The sequence below is a fragment of the Klebsiella sp. 18074 genome (assembly GCF_902705905.1).
In the GTDB taxonomy this organism is placed as follows: Bacteria; Pseudomonadota; Gammaproteobacteria; order Enterobacterales; family Enterobacteriaceae; genus Klebsiella; species Klebsiella terrigena.
On record NZ_CACSIS010000006.1, the window covers coordinates 15,021 to 31,991 of the forward strand.

At 59.9% G+C, this 16,971-nt stretch carries 14 protein-coding genes and 1 pseudogene; 4 read left to right on the forward strand and 11 right to left on the reverse strand.

Annotated elements, in window-relative coordinates; translation table 11 throughout:
• Positions 1–9: 9 nt before the first annotated feature.
• Genes fdnI through fdnG form a run of 3 tightly spaced genes read right to left on the reverse strand, consistent with a single transcriptional unit; the run spans position 10 to position 4,602 of the window.
• Positions 10–666 (reverse strand): formate dehydrogenase-N subunit gamma, encoded by a 657-nt coding sequence (gene fdnI / locus GVK32_RS07715; protein ID WP_132511201.1) that lies wholly within the window; start codon positions 664–666, stop codon positions 10–12.
• A complete protein-coding gene (fdxH, locus tag GVK32_RS07720; protein ID WP_159869895.1) occupies positions 659–1,543 on the reverse strand; it encodes a formate dehydrogenase subunit beta in 885 nt (294 codons plus the stop codon). Before fdxH ends, fdnI begins: the two co-directional genes overlap by 8 nt.
• Before the next feature lie 11 nt (positions 1,544–1,554).
• A complete protein-coding gene (fdnG, locus tag GVK32_RS07725) occupies positions 1,555–4,602 on the reverse strand; it encodes a formate dehydrogenase-N subunit alpha (protein ID WP_159869898.1) in 3,048 nt (1,015 codons plus the stop codon).
• A gap of 224 nt (positions 4,603–4,826) precedes the next feature.
• On the opposite strand from fdnG, the gene yddG reads away from it, so the two are divergent.
• Entirely contained in the window at positions 4,827–5,705 is an 879-nt protein-coding gene (yddG, locus tag GVK32_RS07730; RefSeq protein WP_159869901.1) for an aromatic amino acid DMT transporter YddG, read from the forward strand.
• Here yddG and benD read toward each other — a convergent pair.
• The 7 genes from benD to GVK32_RS07765 form a co-directional block, all read right to left on the reverse strand.
• Positions 5,702–6,475, reverse strand: a complete 774-nt coding sequence (gene benD / locus GVK32_RS07735) for a benzoate diol dehydrogenase BenD (RefSeq protein WP_159869904.1) — start codon at positions 6,473–6,475, stop codon at positions 5,702–5,704. The two genes, yddG and benD, sit on opposite strands and share 4 nt — an antisense overlap.
• Before the next feature lie 9 nt (positions 6,476–6,484).
• Complete coding sequence (benC, locus tag GVK32_RS07740) at positions 6,485–7,501, reverse strand: benzoate 1,2-dioxygenase electron transfer component BenC (protein WP_159869907.1); 1,017 nt, start codon at positions 7,499–7,501, stop codon at positions 6,485–6,487.
• A gap of 9 nt (positions 7,502–7,510) precedes the next feature.
• Positions 7,511–7,996 (reverse strand): benzoate 1,2-dioxygenase small subunit, encoded by a 486-nt coding sequence (gene benB, locus GVK32_RS07745; protein ID WP_133599862.1) that lies wholly within the window; start codon positions 7,994–7,996, stop codon positions 7,511–7,513.
• Positions 7,996–9,378 (reverse strand): Rieske 2Fe-2S domain-containing protein, encoded by a 1,383-nt coding sequence (locus tag GVK32_RS07750; protein ID WP_159869910.1) that lies wholly within the window; start codon positions 9,376–9,378, stop codon positions 7,996–7,998. The genes benB and GVK32_RS07750 overlap by 1 nt, the downstream gene beginning before the upstream one ends.
• A gap of 135 nt (positions 9,379–9,513) precedes the next feature.
• Positions 9,514–10,440 carry a catechol 1,2-dioxygenase gene (gene catA / locus GVK32_RS07755; protein WP_041145416.1) on the reverse strand — a complete coding sequence of 309 codons (927 nt, stop codon included), beginning with the start codon at positions 10,438–10,440 and terminating at the stop codon, positions 9,514–9,516.
• A 75-nt stretch (positions 10,441–10,515) separates the two neighbouring features.
• Complete coding sequence (gene catC, locus GVK32_RS07760) at positions 10,516–10,806, reverse strand: muconolactone Delta-isomerase (RefSeq protein WP_159869913.1); 291 nt, start codon at positions 10,804–10,806, stop codon at positions 10,516–10,518.
• A gap of 19 nt (positions 10,807–10,825) precedes the next feature.
• Positions 10,826–11,944, reverse strand: coding sequence for a muconate cycloisomerase family protein (locus GVK32_RS07765; RefSeq protein ID WP_159870192.1), 1,119 nt, complete (start codon positions 11,942–11,944; stop codon positions 10,826–10,828).
• Positions 11,945–12,196: 252 nt separating this feature from the next.
• Here GVK32_RS07765 and GVK32_RS07770 point away from each other — a divergent pair.
• Positions 12,197–13,083 (forward strand): annotated as a pseudogene (locus tag GVK32_RS07770) (IclR family transcriptional regulator C-terminal domain-containing protein).
• Here the strand turns inward: GVK32_RS07770 and GVK32_RS07775 are convergent.
• Positions 13,078–14,577 carry an MFS transporter gene (locus GVK32_RS07775; protein ID WP_159869919.1) on the reverse strand — a complete coding sequence of 500 codons (1,500 nt, stop codon included), beginning with the start codon at positions 14,575–14,577 and terminating at the stop codon, positions 13,078–13,080. The pseudogene GVK32_RS07770 and the gene GVK32_RS07775 overlap by 6 nt on opposite strands.
• A gap of 120 nt (positions 14,578–14,697) precedes the next feature.
• On the opposite strand from GVK32_RS07775, the gene GVK32_RS07780 reads away from it, so the two are divergent.
• Both GVK32_RS07780 and GVK32_RS07785 read left to right on the forward strand, forming a co-directional pair.
• A complete protein-coding gene (locus tag GVK32_RS07780) occupies positions 14,698–15,297 on the forward strand; it encodes a TetR family transcriptional regulator (RefSeq protein WP_159869922.1) in 600 nt (199 codons plus the stop codon).
• Between the two features lie 280 nt (positions 15,298–15,577).
• Positions 15,578–16,966, forward strand: coding sequence for a NarK family nitrate/nitrite MFS transporter (locus GVK32_RS07785; RefSeq protein WP_159869925.1), 1,389 nt, complete (start codon positions 15,578–15,580; stop codon positions 16,964–16,966).
• Positions 16,967–16,971 lie beyond the last annotated feature (5 nt).

Here is a 16,971-nt window from a genome sequence, read left to right on the forward strand (position 1 = left end):
GCAGCAGGCCTATTTTATCCCCTGCGAACTCTCTTTCTTCGCCTCCAGGCGCTCGACGTCGCGGTACCAGCGCGGGTGGTGCTTTTTCGCCCAGCGGCGGCTCACCTTACCTTCGACCATGCCCTTAATCGACCCCTTCACCCAGAACGCCATATACATATGGATCAGGATGGCGTGGATCAGCACAATCGCCGACGCCGCGTGGATCAGCAGGCCGTAGCGGATGACCTGAATCGGGAAATAGTGCGCAAACCAGGGCCGCCAGATAATCACCCCGGTCACCAGCAGCACAAAAATCATGCTCATGATGGTCCAGAACATCATCTTCTGCCCGGCGTTATATTTCCCGACGCGCGCCACCTTATGCTCGTTGCCTTTCAGCACCTCAACAATCCCCTTCAGCCACGGAATATCCTGCTTGTCGGGGATGTTATGCTGCACAAAACGGACGAACATAAACATCAGGGCGATAAAGATAACCACCCCGAAGAAGGGATGCAGAATGCGCCCCATCTGCGGCGTACCGAAAGTTTCCGTCAGCCACTGCAGGGTCGGGAAGAAGAACGAGATCCCGGACAGTGAAACCAGAAAGAAGCAGATAACCACCGTCCAGTGACAGGCGCGGTCGATAAACTTCGTGCGCACAATCATCTTCGATTTACTCATCATGTTCCTCCTCATCGTCATCCACTTCCTTGTTCGGTCCGATACCGATGTAGTGATAGATAAGCCCGGCAAAGGTGGCGACAAAGCCCAGCGCCGAGAGCGGCTTCAGCACCCCTTTCCACAGATTGATGCTGGTATCGATTTTCGGCTCGTTCGGCAGCTTGTGGTACAGCTCCGGCTGGTCGGCGTGATGCAGCACGTACATCACGTGCGTGCCGCCCACGCCCGGCGGGTTGTACACCCCGGCGTGCGGATAGCCGCGCGCCTTCAGCTTATTGACCCGCTCCTGCGCCACCTCCAGCATCTCTTTCTTGCTGCCGAAATGAATCGCCCCGGTCGGGCAGGTTTTCACGCACGCCGGCTCCTGACCGACGCTAACGCGGTCAACGCAGAGCGTGCATTTATAGACCCGGTTATCCTCTTTATTGAGGCGCGGGACGTTAAACGGACACCCGGCGATGCAGTAGCCGCAGCCAATGCAGTTTTCCTGCTGGAAGTCGACGATGCCGTTCGCGTACTGAATAATCGCACCTGCGGAGGGACAGGCCTTCAGGCAGCCCGGTTCTTCGCAGTGCATGCAGCCATCTTTACGGATCAGCCACTCCAGCCTGCCGTTCTGTTCGGTTTCGCTAAAGCGCATCACCGTCCAGGATTTGGCGCTGAGATCCGCCGGGTTATCGTAAACCCCGACGCAGTGCCCCACCTCATCGCGGATATCATTCCACTCGGAGCAGGCCACCTGGCAGGCCTTACAGCCCACGCAGGATGACACATCGATAAGCTTGGCGACTTCCGCCTTAAAGTCCCGCGCGCGGGGCGCGGGAGTGATAGGGTTAGTCGCGGAGCGTTTAATAATGTCCTGTGTTTCCATCGCCATTGAATCGCCCCTTACGCTTTCTCGATGTTGACCAGAAACGCCTTATACTCCGGCGTTTGCGAGTTGGAATCGCCGACGTTCGGCGTCAGGGTATTGGCGATGTAGCCTTTACGGGCCACCCCTTCAAAGCCCCAGTGCAGCGGGATGCCGACGGTTTCCACCTGCTGGCCGTTGACGTTGAGCGTCTGCAGGCGACGGGTCACCACTGCCACCGCGCGAATAAAGCCGCGCATGCTGCTGACCGTCACCCGATCGCCGTTAGCAATCCCCTTGGCTTTCGCCAGCCCCTCGCTGATTTCGACGAACTGCTCCGGCTGCGCGATGGCGTTAAGCCGCGCGTGCTTGGTCCAGGTGTGGAAGTGCTCGGTCAGGCGATAGGTCGTACCGACGTACGGGAACCTGTCTTTCTTACCTAAGCGCACGGCATCCTCTTCATACAGACGCACCACCGGACTGGAGATAACGTTCGGGTGCAGCGGGTTGGTACCCAGCGGCGTCTCCATTGGCTCGTAGTGCTCAGGGAACGGACCTTCCGCCAGCTTATCCAGCGCAAACAGCCGGCCGAGGCCCTCCTGCTGCATGATAAACGGACCGGTTTTGCTCCCCGGCGGCGCGGTGTTGAAGTCCGGAATATCGTTCCCGACCCACTTAGCGCCGTTCCACTGGATCAGCATCCGTTTCGCATCCCACGGCCTGCCGTTGATATCCGCCGACGCGCGGTTATAGAGCACCCGGCGGTTTAGCGGCCACGCCCAGGCCCAGCCCAGGGTGTTGCCAAGGCCCGACGGATCGGCGTTATCGCGGTTGGCCATCTGATTGCCCTGCTCGGTCCAACTGCCGGTATAAATCCAGCACGAGGATGAGGTTGAGCCATCGTCGCGCAGCAGCGCGAAGCTGTTCAGCAGCTGGCCTTTTTTCGCCACCAGCGCGCCGTTGGCGTCGTAGAGATCCGCCAGCGCGTAGCCGTTGTTCTCTTTCGCCACCTCTTCCGATTCCGGACGATCCGGCTGCTTGTAGTCCCAGCCCATTTTCAGCAGCGGCTCGACGCCCTTGCCGCCCTCGGCGCGGTACATTTCGCGCAGACGGTGGTAGATCCCGGCAAGGATTTCGCCGTCGTTGCGCGCTTCGCCCGGTGCATCCTGGCCCTTCCAGTGCCACTGCAGCCAGCGTCCGGAGTTGGCGATAGAGCCATCTTCTTCGGCAAAGCAGGTGGACGGCAGGCGGAAGACTTCCGTTTGGATCGCCGCCGGGTCAACGTCGTTGGACTCGCCGTGGTTTTGCCAAAAGACGGAGGTTTCGGTCACCAGCGGATCGATAACCACCATGTACTTCAGCTTGCTGAGGCTGCGCACCACCTTGTTTTTGTCCGGGAAGGACGCCACAGGGTTAAAGCCCTGGCAGATGTAGCCGTTGACTTTGCCGCCATCCATCATGTTGAAATACTTGATAACGTCGTAGGTCTGATCCCATTTAGGTAACCAGTTAAAGCCCCAGTCGTTCTCTTTACGCGCCGCGTCGCCGTAGAAGGATTTCATCAGGCTGACGAAGAACTTAGGATAGTTGCTCCAGTAGTTCACCTGCTCGTCCAGCGTCGCTTTTGGCGTGTTGGCCTGCAGATAGCTGTGCAGATCCGTCTGCTTTTCCGACGGCAGCGTCAGATAGCCGGTCAGGCTGGTCGACAGCAGCCCGAGGTCGGTCAGCCCCTGGATATTGGAGTGGCCGCGCAGCGCGTTGACCCCGCCGCCTGCCATCCCCATATTGCCGAGCAGCAGCTGGATCATCGCCATGGTACGGATGTTCTGCGCCCCGACGGTGTGCTGCGTCCAGCCCAGCGCATAGAGGAAGGTGGTGGTGCGATCCGCCGCGCTGGTGGAGGCCAGCACTTCGCACACCTTGAGGAAGTCCGCTTTTGGCGTCCCGCAGATGTTCTCCACCACGTCCGGCGTATAGCGGGAGACGTGCTGTTTCAGCAGGTTCCAGACGCAGCGCGGATGGGTCAGGGTTTCATCGCGTTTGGCAAAGCCGTTTTCATCAAACTGGTAGTTCCAGGAGGACTTATCGTACTGGCGTTTTTCCGCGTCGTAGCCGCTGAACAGGCCGTCGTCGAAGGCAAAATCATCGCGCACCAGCAGGTTAGCGTTGGTGTAGTGCCTGACGTATTCGGCGTTAATTTTGTTATTTTCAATCAGGTACAGCAGTACCCCCGACAGGAAGGTAATGTCGGTGCCGGAGCGAATCGGCGCATAGATATCGGCCACCGATGCCGTACGCGTAAAGCGCGGATCGACGACGATAAGCGTCGCATCGTTGTTATTCTTTGCTTCTAACGCCCAGCGGAATCCCACCGGATGGGCTTCAGCGGCGTTGCCGCCCATCACCATCACCACGTTAGCGTTTTTGATATCAACCCAGTGGTTGGTCATCGCACCGCGACCAAATGTTGGAGCAAGACTTGCTACCGTTGGTCCGTGTCAGACGCGCGCCTGGTTGTCTACCGCCAGCATGCCGAGAGAACGCACAAACTTCTGCGTCAGCATGCCGGTTTCATTACTCGCCGCGGATGCGCACAGCATCCCGGTGGAAAGCCAGCGGTTAACCGTTACGCCCTGTTCGTTGTTCTCAATAAAGTTGGCGTCACGGTCGGCTTTCATTAGTTTGGCAATGCGATCGAAGGCCTCATCCCACGAAATACGCTGCCACCTGTCGGAGCCCGGCGCGCGGTATTGCGGGTAGCGCAGGCGGTTTTCGCTGTGCACGTAGTCCAGCAGACCGGCCCCTTTCGGGCACAGCGCGCCGCGGCTCACCGGGTGATCCGGGTCGCCTTCGATATGATAAATTGCTTCTTTTGCGTTCTTCGCGCCGTCGCCCAGGCTATACATTAATAGCCCGCAGCCCACGGAGCAGTATGTGCAGGTGTTGCGGATCTCTTTGGCACGCAATAGCTTGTAGTTACGCGCCTGAGCCAGCGCCATTTTGGGTGCAAAACCCAGGGCAGCAGCTGTTGTTCCGGCCATACCGCCTGCGCAGATTTTGAAAAACTTTCTGCGGCTGACGTCCATTGATTTTCTCCATACGGGAATTTTGTTCATCGCGGGGGAAAGCTAACAGCAATGTCCCTGTTTTTATTGCGCCAAATCAATGTCGAAAACGGTCGCCCCCTTAATAGTCAGACCTCGCAGGTTTAATTACTCACTTAGTATTAACGCCTAACGAAAATATCGGCCAGGCGGAATAGAAAAGTGTTATAAATCGAAGCTTAATTGGTATTGGCATCAGGTTTAAGATGGAAAAGAAAAAGGCAACGTTAACCGGACTGGTGGCTATTGTACTGTGGAGCACCATGGTCGGTTTGATTCGCGGGGTGAGCGAAGGGTTAGGTCCGGTAGGCGGCGCGGCAATGATCTACAGCCTCAGCGGTATATTGCTGGTGTTTACCGTTGGCTTTCCGCAGCTGCGTCAGTTCCCGCGCCCCTATTTACTGGCCGGCAGCCTGCTGTTTGTCAGCTATGAAATCTGCCTCGCGCTTTCTCTGGGCTTTGCCGGCACCCGCCAGCAGGCGATCGAAGTGGGTATGGTCAACTATCTGTGGCCCAGCCTGACGATTTTATTCGCCATTCTCTTTAATCAGCAGAAAAGCACCTGGCTGGTTATTCCCGGCTTATTTATTGCGCTGTTTGGCGTCATTTGGGTATTAGGCGGTGAGCATGGCCTGAATATTGATGAAATTATCAGCAACGTCGTCTCCAGCCCCCTGAGCTATATTCTGGCATTTGTCGGCGCCTTTATCTGGGCGGCCTATTGCACGGTCACCGCCAAATATGCGAAAGGCAAAAACGGTATCACCCTGTTCGTATTATTAACGGCGCTGACCCTGTGGCTGAAATTTCTGTTCAGCGAGCAGCCACCGATGAACTTTAGCTGGCCGGTGGTTATCAAGCTGGTGATGGTCGCGGTGGCTCTGGGGCTGGCCTACGCGGCGTGGAACGTGGGGATCCTCCACGGCAACGTCAGCCTGCTGGCGGCGGCATCGTACTTTACGCCGGTGCTCTCATCGGCGCTGGCGGCGGTTCTGCTGAGCGCATCCCTGTCGTGGTCGTTCTGGCAGGGAGCCGGCATGGTCTGCGCCGGCTCCCTACTCTGCTGGTACGCGACCCGACGCTAGCCGAGATCGCCCCCGGCCACCGGCAGCGTAACGCCGGTGATATAGCTTGCCTCATCGCTGGCGAGAAACAGGATCGCGTTTGCCTGTTCCGCCAGCGTCCCGTAGCGATGCATCAGGCTGCTCTGCACCGTTTGATCGACCACCTGCTGATACCAGGCCTGCTCCTGCGCCGTTGGCGTCTCGCTATTGCGTGGCGTCAGGCGCGCCGGGGCCTCGGTGCCGCCGGGCGCCACCGCGTTGATGCGAATGCCGCTGTCGCTGTACTCCATGGCAATCGAGCGGGTCAACGCGTTGACCCCGCCCTTGGCCGCTGAATAGGGAACCCGGTTCACTCCCGCGGTCGCCACGGACGAGACGTTAACGATAGCGCCCTTGCCCTGCCGTAGCATCCACGACAGCGCCGCCCGGCAGCCCCACAGCGTCGGAAACAGCGACCGGCGGATCTCCTGTTCAATCTGCTGCGGCTGATATTCGGCGAAGGGCCGCGCCCAGATGGTGCCGCCAATATTGTTGATCAGTACGTCGAGGCGGCCGAAATGGGCCACACCTTCGGCAAAAACCTGCTCGGTGCTCGCCCACTGCTCAAGGTCGGCCTCCAGCGCCAGCACGTCGCAGCCGGACTCCGCCAGCGCCGCCGCCAGCTCGTGTACGTAGCGGGAGCGGTCGATCAGCAGCAGCCGCGCGCCCTCGCGCGCCGCCTGCTCAGCCGTCTGGCGGCCGATCCCCTGGGCCGCGCCGGTGATCGCCACTACCTTATCCTGAAATCGCATGCTCTCTCCTTATGCCGCCGCGCTCTGGCTGGCAATAAACTTTTCATACCAAAAACCGGCCGGCTCAACGCCGCGGTCGCGAAGCGCGGAGGAGACCGCGTTAACCATCGGCGGCGGACCGCAGAGGTAGATATCAACATCCCCGGCGTTAAGCATGGATTCATCGAGATGGTCGGTGACAAACCCACGCTGCGGACAGCCGCTTTGCGGGTCGGCCACCACCGGCAGCCAACGGTAGCCACAGAGCTGGCCGACGAAGGCGTCCAGCGCCTCGGTTTTGACCAGATCGCTATCGCGGGTTACGCCGTACACCAGGGTTACCGGGCGGGTGCTACCCTGCTGCACGAGGGTGTGCAGCATCGACAGCAGCGGCGCCAGGCCGGTTCCGCCGGCGAGCATCAGCAGCGGACGCTCGCCGCCGCGCAGATAAAAGCTACCCATCGGCCCACTGAGGATCAGCCGCTCGCCGGGCCGTGCGCGCTGCGTCAGCCACTGGCTCATGATGCCGCCGGGCACGTTGCGGATCAGAAAACGGCCCTCGCGCGCCCCGGAAAGGGAGCTAAAGGAGTAGGCCCGCACGTGGGGGGTACCCGGCACCTGAATATTGATGTACTGCCCCGGCAGAAACGCCAGCGCTTCGTCAAGCGCGACCACCAGCTCAAGGGCGCTCTCCGACAGGGCGTTCACCGCCACCACCGCCGCGCCGACGCTGGCCAGCGCGGTTTTGCACTGCGCCGCCGCCACCGGCACGTCAATCACGCAGTCGCTGGTCGGGATCATCTGGCAGGTCAGCACCTGGCGCGCGGCGGCCTCCTCGTCGCTCAGCGCCTCTTCGAGATAGTCATCGCCGAGGGCGTAATCACCGCTGGCGCAGCGGCATTTACAGGTGCCGCAGACGCCGTCCGAGCAGTCCATCGGCAAATTCACCTTCTGTCGATAGGCGGCATCCAGCACCTTCTCCCCGGGGTTGCAGTGGATAAAGCGGGTGATGCCGTCCTCAAAATTGAGCGCAATATTAAAGGTCATAAGCCCCTCTTAAATATGGTAAACGTCGATGACCTGACGGATGTAGTCGTTGTTCAGGCGCACGGTTTTTCGCACAATCTGCGGCCTGCCGTCCTCGACGGTGAGAGTGCAGCAGGTCGAGCCAAAATAGGCATCGGTCTGCTGGTAGCGATGGCTCCAGGTCACCCAGCTGTAGCGCACCTCCAGGCCCTGCTCGCCTTCGCCCATTAGCTCCACGTTGCTTATCATGTGCGTGGTCCGCGGCTCCGGGGTGCTGGCGCCGGAGCGTTCCGTTTTGATGCGGTATACCCGGTCCTCAAGCCCGTCGCGGTTGGGGTAGTAGATCAGCGAAATCTCGCGCTGTGGGTCGCGGGTGAGCCGGTCGTCATCGCCCCACGCCGGCATCCAGAACACCACCTTCGGGCTGTAGCACGTCAGCCATTCGTCCCACTGGCGGTCGTCAAGCAGGCGGGCTTCGTAGTAGAGAAACTGGCGAACCTGTTCAAGCGTCAACATTACGCCACCTCCACGCGCTGGGTAATCGACTGGTCGTAGCGCTGCTGCTCTTTATCAAGCGCCGCCAGCATCACGTTCTGCCAGTGGTGGTGATGGGCGATATACAGGGCTTCATCCTCCGACTTGACTCCGCTCAGCAGCGGCGTAAATCCGGCGTGCCGGGCGTGTTCATCCGCGCCATCGACCCAGTGCAGCGCGCCGCGGCTGAGGTCGCTCCACGCCAGGCTCTCGCCGAGGTAGCCGCGCTGGCAGGCGCTGAACTCTTCGAGGTCATCCGGGGTGCCCATTCCGCTGACGTTAAAGAAATCCTCGTACTGGCGAATACGCAGGGCACGGGCCTCGTCGGGTTCCCCTTTTGGCGCAAAGCACCAGATGGTCACTTCGGTTTTGTCGACCGCGATCGGGCGGATCACGCGGATCTGAGTGGAGAACTGATCCATTAAGTAGACGTTAGGATAGAGGCACAGGTTGCGGGTCTCGTTGACCATCTGGTCAGCGCGCAGCTCGCCAAACTCCGCCTGCAGGCGCGGCAGGTGCGCGTAAACCGGACGCACCTCCGGATTGAGCGCGCGGGTCCACAGCAGCATATGGCCGTTTTCAAAGCCGTAGCCGCCGCCGAGGCTTTTCGACCAGCCGTTGGCGTCCACCGAGTGCGTCCCTTCCGCTTCGTAGTTGCGCCGCGACATCGTTGAGGCGTAGTTCCAGTGCACCACGCTGACGTGGTAGCCGTCGGCGCCGTTTTCCGCCCCCAGCTTCCAGTTACCCTCATAAACATAGCTCGAGGAGCCTTTGAGGACCTCCAGCCCTTCGGCCGCCTGATCGACCATCAGATCGATAATCTTCAGGGTCTCGCCGAGATACTGCTCCAGCGGCTGCACGTCGTCGCTGAGGCTGCCGAACAGAAAGCCGCGGTAGGACTGAAAGCGCGGGAGCTTTTTCAGGTCATGGGAACCCTCGTGCTTAAACGTCTCCGGGTAGCCGCCGGTGCTCTCGTCTTTCGCTTTTAGCAGCTTGCCGCTATTGCCAAAGGTCCAGCCGTGGAACGGACAGGTGAAGGAGTTTTTATTCCCGGTTTTGCGCCGACACAGCATGGCGCCGCGGTGCGCGCAGCTATTAATAAGCGCATGGAGCTGGTTCTGTTTATCCCGGGTAATAATCACCGGCTGGCGCCCGAGGGTCAGGGTATAATAATCTCCGGCCTCGGCAATTTGACTTTCATGGGCGAGGAACGCCCAGTTGCCTTCGAATATATGCTTCATTTCAAAATCAAATAGCTGGCTGTCGGTAAATATTGAACGATGACAGCGATAAATATGCTTTTCACGGTCAACAATTAATGCGTTGCTAATTTTAGCTTTTAACGTTGCGTACGTTTTTTGCATGAGTCAGGTCCTCCTGCATGATTCAGGATTAAAAGGCGGTGGTGAGATAATGACGACGCGGTACGGATTAATTAAGGCGATGGTACCGGTAGCCCGGACAGGGCGCGACGCCGCTGCCCGGGTTAAAAGAGCGGCTTACTCCTGCGCGCGCAGGCGGGTGCCGCGCTGCTCTTCATCGGCGTTTAGCGCCGGGCAGAGGGTGAAATCAAAGCACACTTCGGTATGCGCGCCGTCGAGCTTACGCTGCTGGATAAGCTCGCGATCGGTGATTTTAACCGGATCGGCGATCAGCCCGTCGCGGGTAGCAAAGGCGAAGTCATCCCACAGGTATTTATCGCCATTGAGGTTAATCTGACTGGTTAAATGCCTGTGGCCCGGCGCCGAGACGAAGAAGTGTATATGCGCCGGGCGATTGCCGTGGCGCCCCAGCTGGTCAAGCAGCTTCTGGGTCGGGCCATCCGGCGGGCAGCCGTAGCCGGAAGGCATGATGCTGCGCACGCTGTAGCGGCCGTCGGCGCCGGTACGAATGCGGCGGCGCAGGTTATATTCCCCCTGGCTCTGGTCGAAGAAGGAGTAATTTCCGAGGGTGTTGGCGTGCCAGATATCGACCACGGCGTTCGCAACCGGGCGCCCCTGGGTGTCGCAAACCTGGCCATGCAGCCACATGACCTCTCCCGCATCTTTGCCGTCATCCATTCGCGCGTGCCCATCGCTCAGCGGCGCGTTGGCGACGTACAGCGGCCCCTCAATCGTGCGCGGGGTGCCGGTTTCCCGGTGCTGGGCGGCTTCGATAGCGTCCTGGCGCAGGTCGAGGAAGTGCTCGATTCCGAGGCCCGCCGCCAGCAGCGCCGCCTCCTGACGCCCGCCCAGCTCGTGGAGATAGTTCACCGCGTGCCAGAACTCTTCCTGGCTAATATTATAATCATCGATCAGGGTGCACATATCTTCGAGGATGCGATGGACGATAGCTTTAAAGCGCTCGTTGCCGCCGGGAACGTTCAGGCCGGCGCTTTCACGTAATAATTTCTGCACGGCTTCTTGTTGTACGAAAGAATTTTTCATAACGATTCTCACTTATTGCTTGCAGCTTATTTGTAGGGTTTACGCCGATATAAACCGGCGCGAGGTTAATTATTATTATTTATCGTCTTCACGAATCGATGATGGATGACGGCAGAGCGCCTCCACGCGTATTTCCATAAACGGGTACAGCGGTAGAGCCATTAATATCTGATGCAGTTCTTCGGCATCCCGCACGTCAAAAATACTGACGTTGGCGTACAGCCCGGCGACGCGCCAAATATGTCGCCATTTACCTTCCCGCTGCAGCTGCTGCGAGTAGGCCTTTTCGCGCAGCTTGATCTCCTCAATTTCGGTGCCGGGAAACCCCAGCGGAATATTGACGGTCATATCCACTTTGAACAGCATTTCTCTCTCCTGTGCGCGCTTACGCTTTACGGGTATAAAACTGCAGCTTATCTTCGTCCAGCTCGACGCCGAGCCCCGGCGTCTGCGGCAGAACGACCTGCCCCTCGGCGAAGGTCAGCGGCACGCTGATGATGTCGTCCTTCAACAGCAGCGGGCCAAACATCTCGGTTCCCCACTGCAGCGGCAGCGTTGACCAGGCGTGCAGCGATGCCACCGTGCCGACGCTCCCTTCCAGCATGGTGCCGCCGTACAGGCCAATGCCCGCCGCCTGCGCCACCCGCGCGAGGGCCAGCACGCTGGCCGGACCGCCGGCTTTAGCAATCTTCAGCGCGTAGGCACCGCTGAATCCTTGCTGGGCCAGGCGGTAGCCGTCATAGTGGGTGGCGACGGCTTCATCCGCCAGGATCGCGGTCTCGACGCGGTGGCTAAGGCGCACCAGGGCGGCGTTATCCTGCGCGCTAACCGGCTGTTCGATAAGGTCGACCCCCATCGCCGCCAGCTCGCGGCAGCCCCTGGCCGCGGCGGTGGCGTCCCACGCCTGGTTGACGTCAACCCGGATGCTGGCCCGGTCGCCCAGCGCCTCGACGATCGCGCGGGTGTGCCTGAGGTCGGTAGCCAGCTCCCGGGCGCCAATTTTTAGCTTGAACGCCTGATGGCGGCGTTCGCTCAGCAACCGTTCGCCTTCAGCAATGTCCTTCGCGGTATCGCCGCTCGCCAGCGTCCACAGCACCGGCAGCGAGGTCTGCAGCGCCCCGCCCAGCAGCGCCGAAACCGGCAGCCCCAGCGCTTTGCCCTGGGCATCGAGCAGCGCGGTCTCAATCGCCGATTTGGCAAAGGTATTGCCTTTAACGGCGCCGTTCATGCGCTCGGTGAGCGCGTTGAGGTTATCCGCCGGCTGGCCCTTGAGCAGCGGCGTCAGATAGTGGGTAATGGCGGAGACAATGGCCTCCGGGCTTTCGACGCCATAGCTCAGGCCACCAATGGTGGTCGCCTCGCCGATCCCACAGATGCCGTCGGAGCGCGTGAGGCGAATAATCACCAGCGTCTGGCAGCCCATGGTGGCCATTGAGAGTTTGTGCGGGCGAATGGTCGGGACATCAACCAGCCAGCTTTCAATGCGTTCTACGGTCGCGGTCATCTTCTGTTCCCAATCGTGAAATAGCCGGACCCGGGAGCGTTCGCGCAGCGCCCGCGGCGGCCCCGGTAAGGTGGCCAGGCGCGGCGGCTGCATAAACGCTATCGGGTATAACTTTTTGTGCCCCCAACCATAACGGGAGGTGACGATGCCTTTGACAATAGGGGGCACTCGCCGGCACGGTCAACGGCGATAATCGAAATGTTGTGCGATTATCGACGCGCTTGTTAAATTGAGGTTAATAATGTGATCCGGGTGGAAAAACGCGCACATTCCGCCGCCGCCCGTTGCGCGCAGGGTATAGTGGTGCCCGCGAGCTTTGTCTTCGAATGGAGAGGAATTCAATGAGCGATAGACCCCCAACCACCCTCAGCGCCAGGCAGGCCGAACACGACCCAAACTTTATGCTGTCGCTGGCGCGCGGGCTGGAGGTGCTCAACGCCTTTACACCCCAGCGCCAGCGGCTGACCATTTCGCAGCTCAGCCAGAAAACGCAAATTTCTCGCGCCGCCGTGCGCCGCTGCCTCTATACCCTGGCGGCGCTCGGGATGGTGCACAGCCCCGATGGCCGCAGCTACGAGCTGCTGCCGCGCGTGCTGGCGGTGGGCCACGCCTACCTTGCCGGCACGCCGCTGGCAAAAGTGGCGCAGACCGCGCTGGATACGCTAGGCAAAACGCTGGGCGAGTCCTGTTCGGCCGCCACCCTGGATGGGGATAACGTGCTGTATATCGCCAGAGCCGCGGTCAACAACCTGCTCAGCGTCGACATCGGGCGCGGCAGCCGCCTGCCCGCCTGGGCCACCTCGATGGGCCGGGTGCTGCTCAGCGCGCTGCCGGAAGAGCAGCTTGAGGTGACGTTGTCACGGGCCGTGCTAATGCGCTACACCCCGCATACGGTGTGCGATCTGCCGGGATTGCGCGAGGAAATTGCTAAAGTCCGCATGCAGGGATACGCGCTTGCGGACAGGCAGATTGAGGTTGGGCTGTGCTCGCTGGCGGTGCCGCTGCTGTCGCGCGGCGGCCAGGTGGTGGCGGCGCTCAACGTTGGCGTGCCTGCGCCCGCGATGAGCGCCGGGGCGCTAAAAGAGCTGGCCCTGGCGCCGCTGCGCCGGGCCGCCATGGATCTCTCTCTCCAGCTATAGGGCGTCACTCACCGGCGGCACCTTCGCGAGGCTGCGCCAGATCCCCATTGCCAGCAGCAGCAGCAGGACGCCGGCCGTCGCCAGGACGATACTGTGGGCGCTGATAAACGCCGTTTTGGCCGCCTCAACCAGCGCATGGGCCGGAATAGCGGGCATCGACTGGGCCAGATTTATCGCCTCGCTGATAGAGGATGCGGCCTGCTCCGCCGCGCCGCCGTCAATACCGTTCGGTAATACAATCGACGCGCTGTAGCTGCGGGTCAGGATCAGGCCAAAGAGCGCTATGCCCAACCCGGCGCCGAGTTCATAGGCCATCGTTTCAATCGCTCCCGCCGCGGCCGCCTTCTCTTTTGGCGCGGCGGCCATAATCGCCGCGCTGGAGGCCAGCAGCGCGCTGGCAACGCTGAAGCCCAGCATCGTCATCAGCCCCCACGCCAGCCACGGCTGGCTGCTAAAGTCGGTCATCGACAGCCCGAGGAAGCTGAACGCGCTGAGCAGCATCCCGCCGGTGGCGACCTGACGCAGGCCGAGACGCGAGACCATCATCCCGGCGATCGGCCCGCTAAATCCGCTGGCCGCCATCAGCGGCAGCATAAATAGCCCGGCCTCAAACGGCGTTTTACCGTGCACAAACTGCAGCTCCTGCGCCATCAGCAGTTCGAAACCCACCAGCGTAATCAGCGCCGTCATTGCCATCATCACGCCGCTTAGAATAATGCGGTGCGTGAAGAGGCGCATATCCACCATCGGCCTCGCCGACGAGAGCTGCCGGCGCACGAAGGAGAACAGCATCCCCGCTCCGGCGAGGGCCACCAGTCCGGTGATCCACAGCTCAAGCTGCCCTTTGAGTGCCGTTTTGGCGCTAAAGACCAGCATCAGGATCGCCGTAATCAGCATCAGCGCCTGCAGCATATTGAGCGGCTGCTCGCGTCGCGCGGGCTGGCGCGGCACCATGCGCGCGCTGAAGGCCATAACCACCAGCACGATGGGGACGTTGAGCAGGAAGACCGATCCCCAGTAGAAGTGCTCCAGCAGCATTCCGCCCACCAGCGGGCCGAAAGCCGCGCCGCCTGAGCCAATCGCCGCCCACAGGCCCAGCGCCATGTTGCGGTGGCGGGCTTCGGCGAAGGTGTTACGAATGCCGGCCAGCGTCGCCGGGACGATCATTGCGGCCCCGATGGCCAGCAGCGCCCGGGAGGCAATCAGCGCCATCGCGCTGGGGGAAAAGGCCGCCGCCAGCGACGCAACGCCGAAAATCCCGCTGCCGAGCAGCAGCAGGCGCTTAAAGCCAATTTTGTCGCCAAGCGCGCCCATCGGCAGCACCATACCGGCCATCACTAATGAATAGATATCAATGATCCACAGCAGTTCGTTGCTGCTGGTTCCCAGCGATACGCTAAGCGTTGGCGCCGCCACGTGCAGCACCGTGGCATCGATCGCCACTGGCAGATAAACCAGCAAAATCGCTATCAGCGTTAACCATTGCCGAGACATACTACATTTCCTCAATTAACTAAATTGGACACGCGTCCAGGAATGCGATCCTGCCGGATTGTTGAACGACTGTCCAACTTTTTGTTACTATCGATGAAAACCACTGTGCGGCGGGAGAATATGAACTATTTAAGTCGGGAAGATCGGCGGGAAGTTATCCTGCAGGCGGCGATGCGCGTGGCCCTGCGCGGCGGCCTTGGCGCAATGACCGTTCGGCAGATAGCCGGCGAAGCCGGCGTGGCCACCGGGCAGCTGCACCACCACTTCACCTCCATCGGCGAGCTGAAGGCCCACGCCTTCGTCCAGCTGATTCGGGATATGCTGGCCATCCAGCTGGTTGACGATGCGGCGAGCTGGAACGAGCGCCTGTTTTCTATGCTCGGCAGCGAAGATGGCCGACTGGAGCCTTACATTCGCCTGTGGCGCGAGGGGCAGCTGCTTTCCAGCAGCGATAGCGACATCAAAGCGGCCTATCTGCTCACCATGAGCCTGTGGCACGAAGAGACCGTCAACATTATTCAGCGCGGAACCGTGGCCGGGGAGTTTCATCCCGGCGATAGCGCGGAGAACATTGCCTGGCGGCTCATCGCCCTCGTTTGCGGTCTGGACGGCATCTACGCGCTGGGAATGAAGGAGATTGATGACGCCACCTTTAGTCGTTATATAAAATATTATATAAAGATGGAGCTTCTACGTTCGCCTGAAAAGCCCCAGACCTGACGCCCCCGCCGCCTGCGGGAGGCGGCGTAGACCTTTCACCCGACGAGGCTCTTCTGTGGAAGCGGTAGCAAGCCCCTTAACCTCACAACTATTTTACATTTTGTAACAAATGAAAACCCTCTATTCACAGCGTGTTTTCTTCCGCCGCGCTTTTTTTATCTATTCTTTCAAACATTACAATAATTAAAACGACCAGCCTGCATAACAACCGCTGTTTTATTTTCTATTTTCCGCTCTTCCGATCTCTCTTTTCTTTGGTTACGGTGCAATCGAGGGCAATATGCCAACACAAAATGAGAAAGATAATCATTACCTTTTAAAAGACTGGAGACCCGAAAACCCGGCATTTTGGGAAAATAAAGGCAAAAAGATTGCGCGAAGAAATCTTTGTATTTCAGTCGCCTGCCTGCTACTCGCCTTCTGCGTCTGGATGTTATTTAGCGCAGTAGCGGTCAATCTTAATAAAGTCGGATTTAATTTCACTACCGACCAACTCTTCTTATTAACCGCCCTTCCTTCGCTTTCCGGGGCAATATTACGCGTGCCCTATTCGTTTATGGTGCCAATATTTGGCGGGCGCTACTGGACGGTAATCAGTACCGTTATATTAGCGATCCCATGCCTGTGGCTCGGCTTCGCGGTGCAGGACCCGGCGACGCCGTACTGGATATTTATCACCATCGCCCTGCTGTGCGGTTTCGCCGGTGCCAACTTTGCCTCCAGCATGGGCAATATCAGCTTTTTCTACCCGAAGGCTAAGCAAGGCAGCGCGCTCGGCGTTAACGGCGGGCTGGGCAACCTCGGGGTCAGCGTGATGCAGCTGCTGTCGCCTATTTTCGTGTTCCTCCCGCTGTTTACCTTCCTCGGCGTGCGCGGCACCGAACAGCCGGATGGTTCGATCCTCTGGCTCGGCAACTCGCCGCTGATCTGGGTTCCCCTGCTGCTGATTGCCACCGCCGCCGCCTGGTTCGGCATGAACGATATCGCCGGTTCCAAAACGTCAATTCGCGACCAGCTGCCGGTGCTAAAACGTCCGCATATGTGGCTGCTGAGCCTGCTGTACCTGGCGACCTTCGGCTCGTTTATCGGCTTCTCCGCCGGCTTTGCGATGCTGGCGAAAACGCAGTTCCCGGACGTCAATATTCTGCAACTGGCCTTCTTCGGGCCGTTTATCGGCGCCCTGGCCCGCTCGTTTGGTGGCATTATCTCAGACCGCCTCGGCGGGGTTAACGTGACGCTTGCCAACTTTGTCCTGATGGCGCTGTTTACCGGCCTGCTGTTTCTCACCCTGCCGGGCTCCGGCTCCGGCAGCTTCCTCGCCTTTTACGTGGTGTTTATGGGGCTGTTCCTCACCGCCGGCCTCGGCAGCGGCTCCACCTTCCAGATGATCGCCGTGATCTTTCGACAAATCACCGTCGATAGCGTCAAAAAACGCGGCGGGACCGACGAACAGGCCCAGCATGAGGCGGTGACCGATACCGCCGCCGCGCTCGGCTTTATCTCCGCCATTGGCGCCGTGGGGGGCTTCTTCATCCCCAAAGCCTTTGGCACCTCGCTGGCCATGACCGGTTCTCCGGTCGGCGCCATGAAGATCTTTTTTGTGTTTTACGTGGTTTGCGTGCTGGTGACCTGGCTGGTCTACGGGCGCCGCAAGCCGGCAACGAAATAAACAGA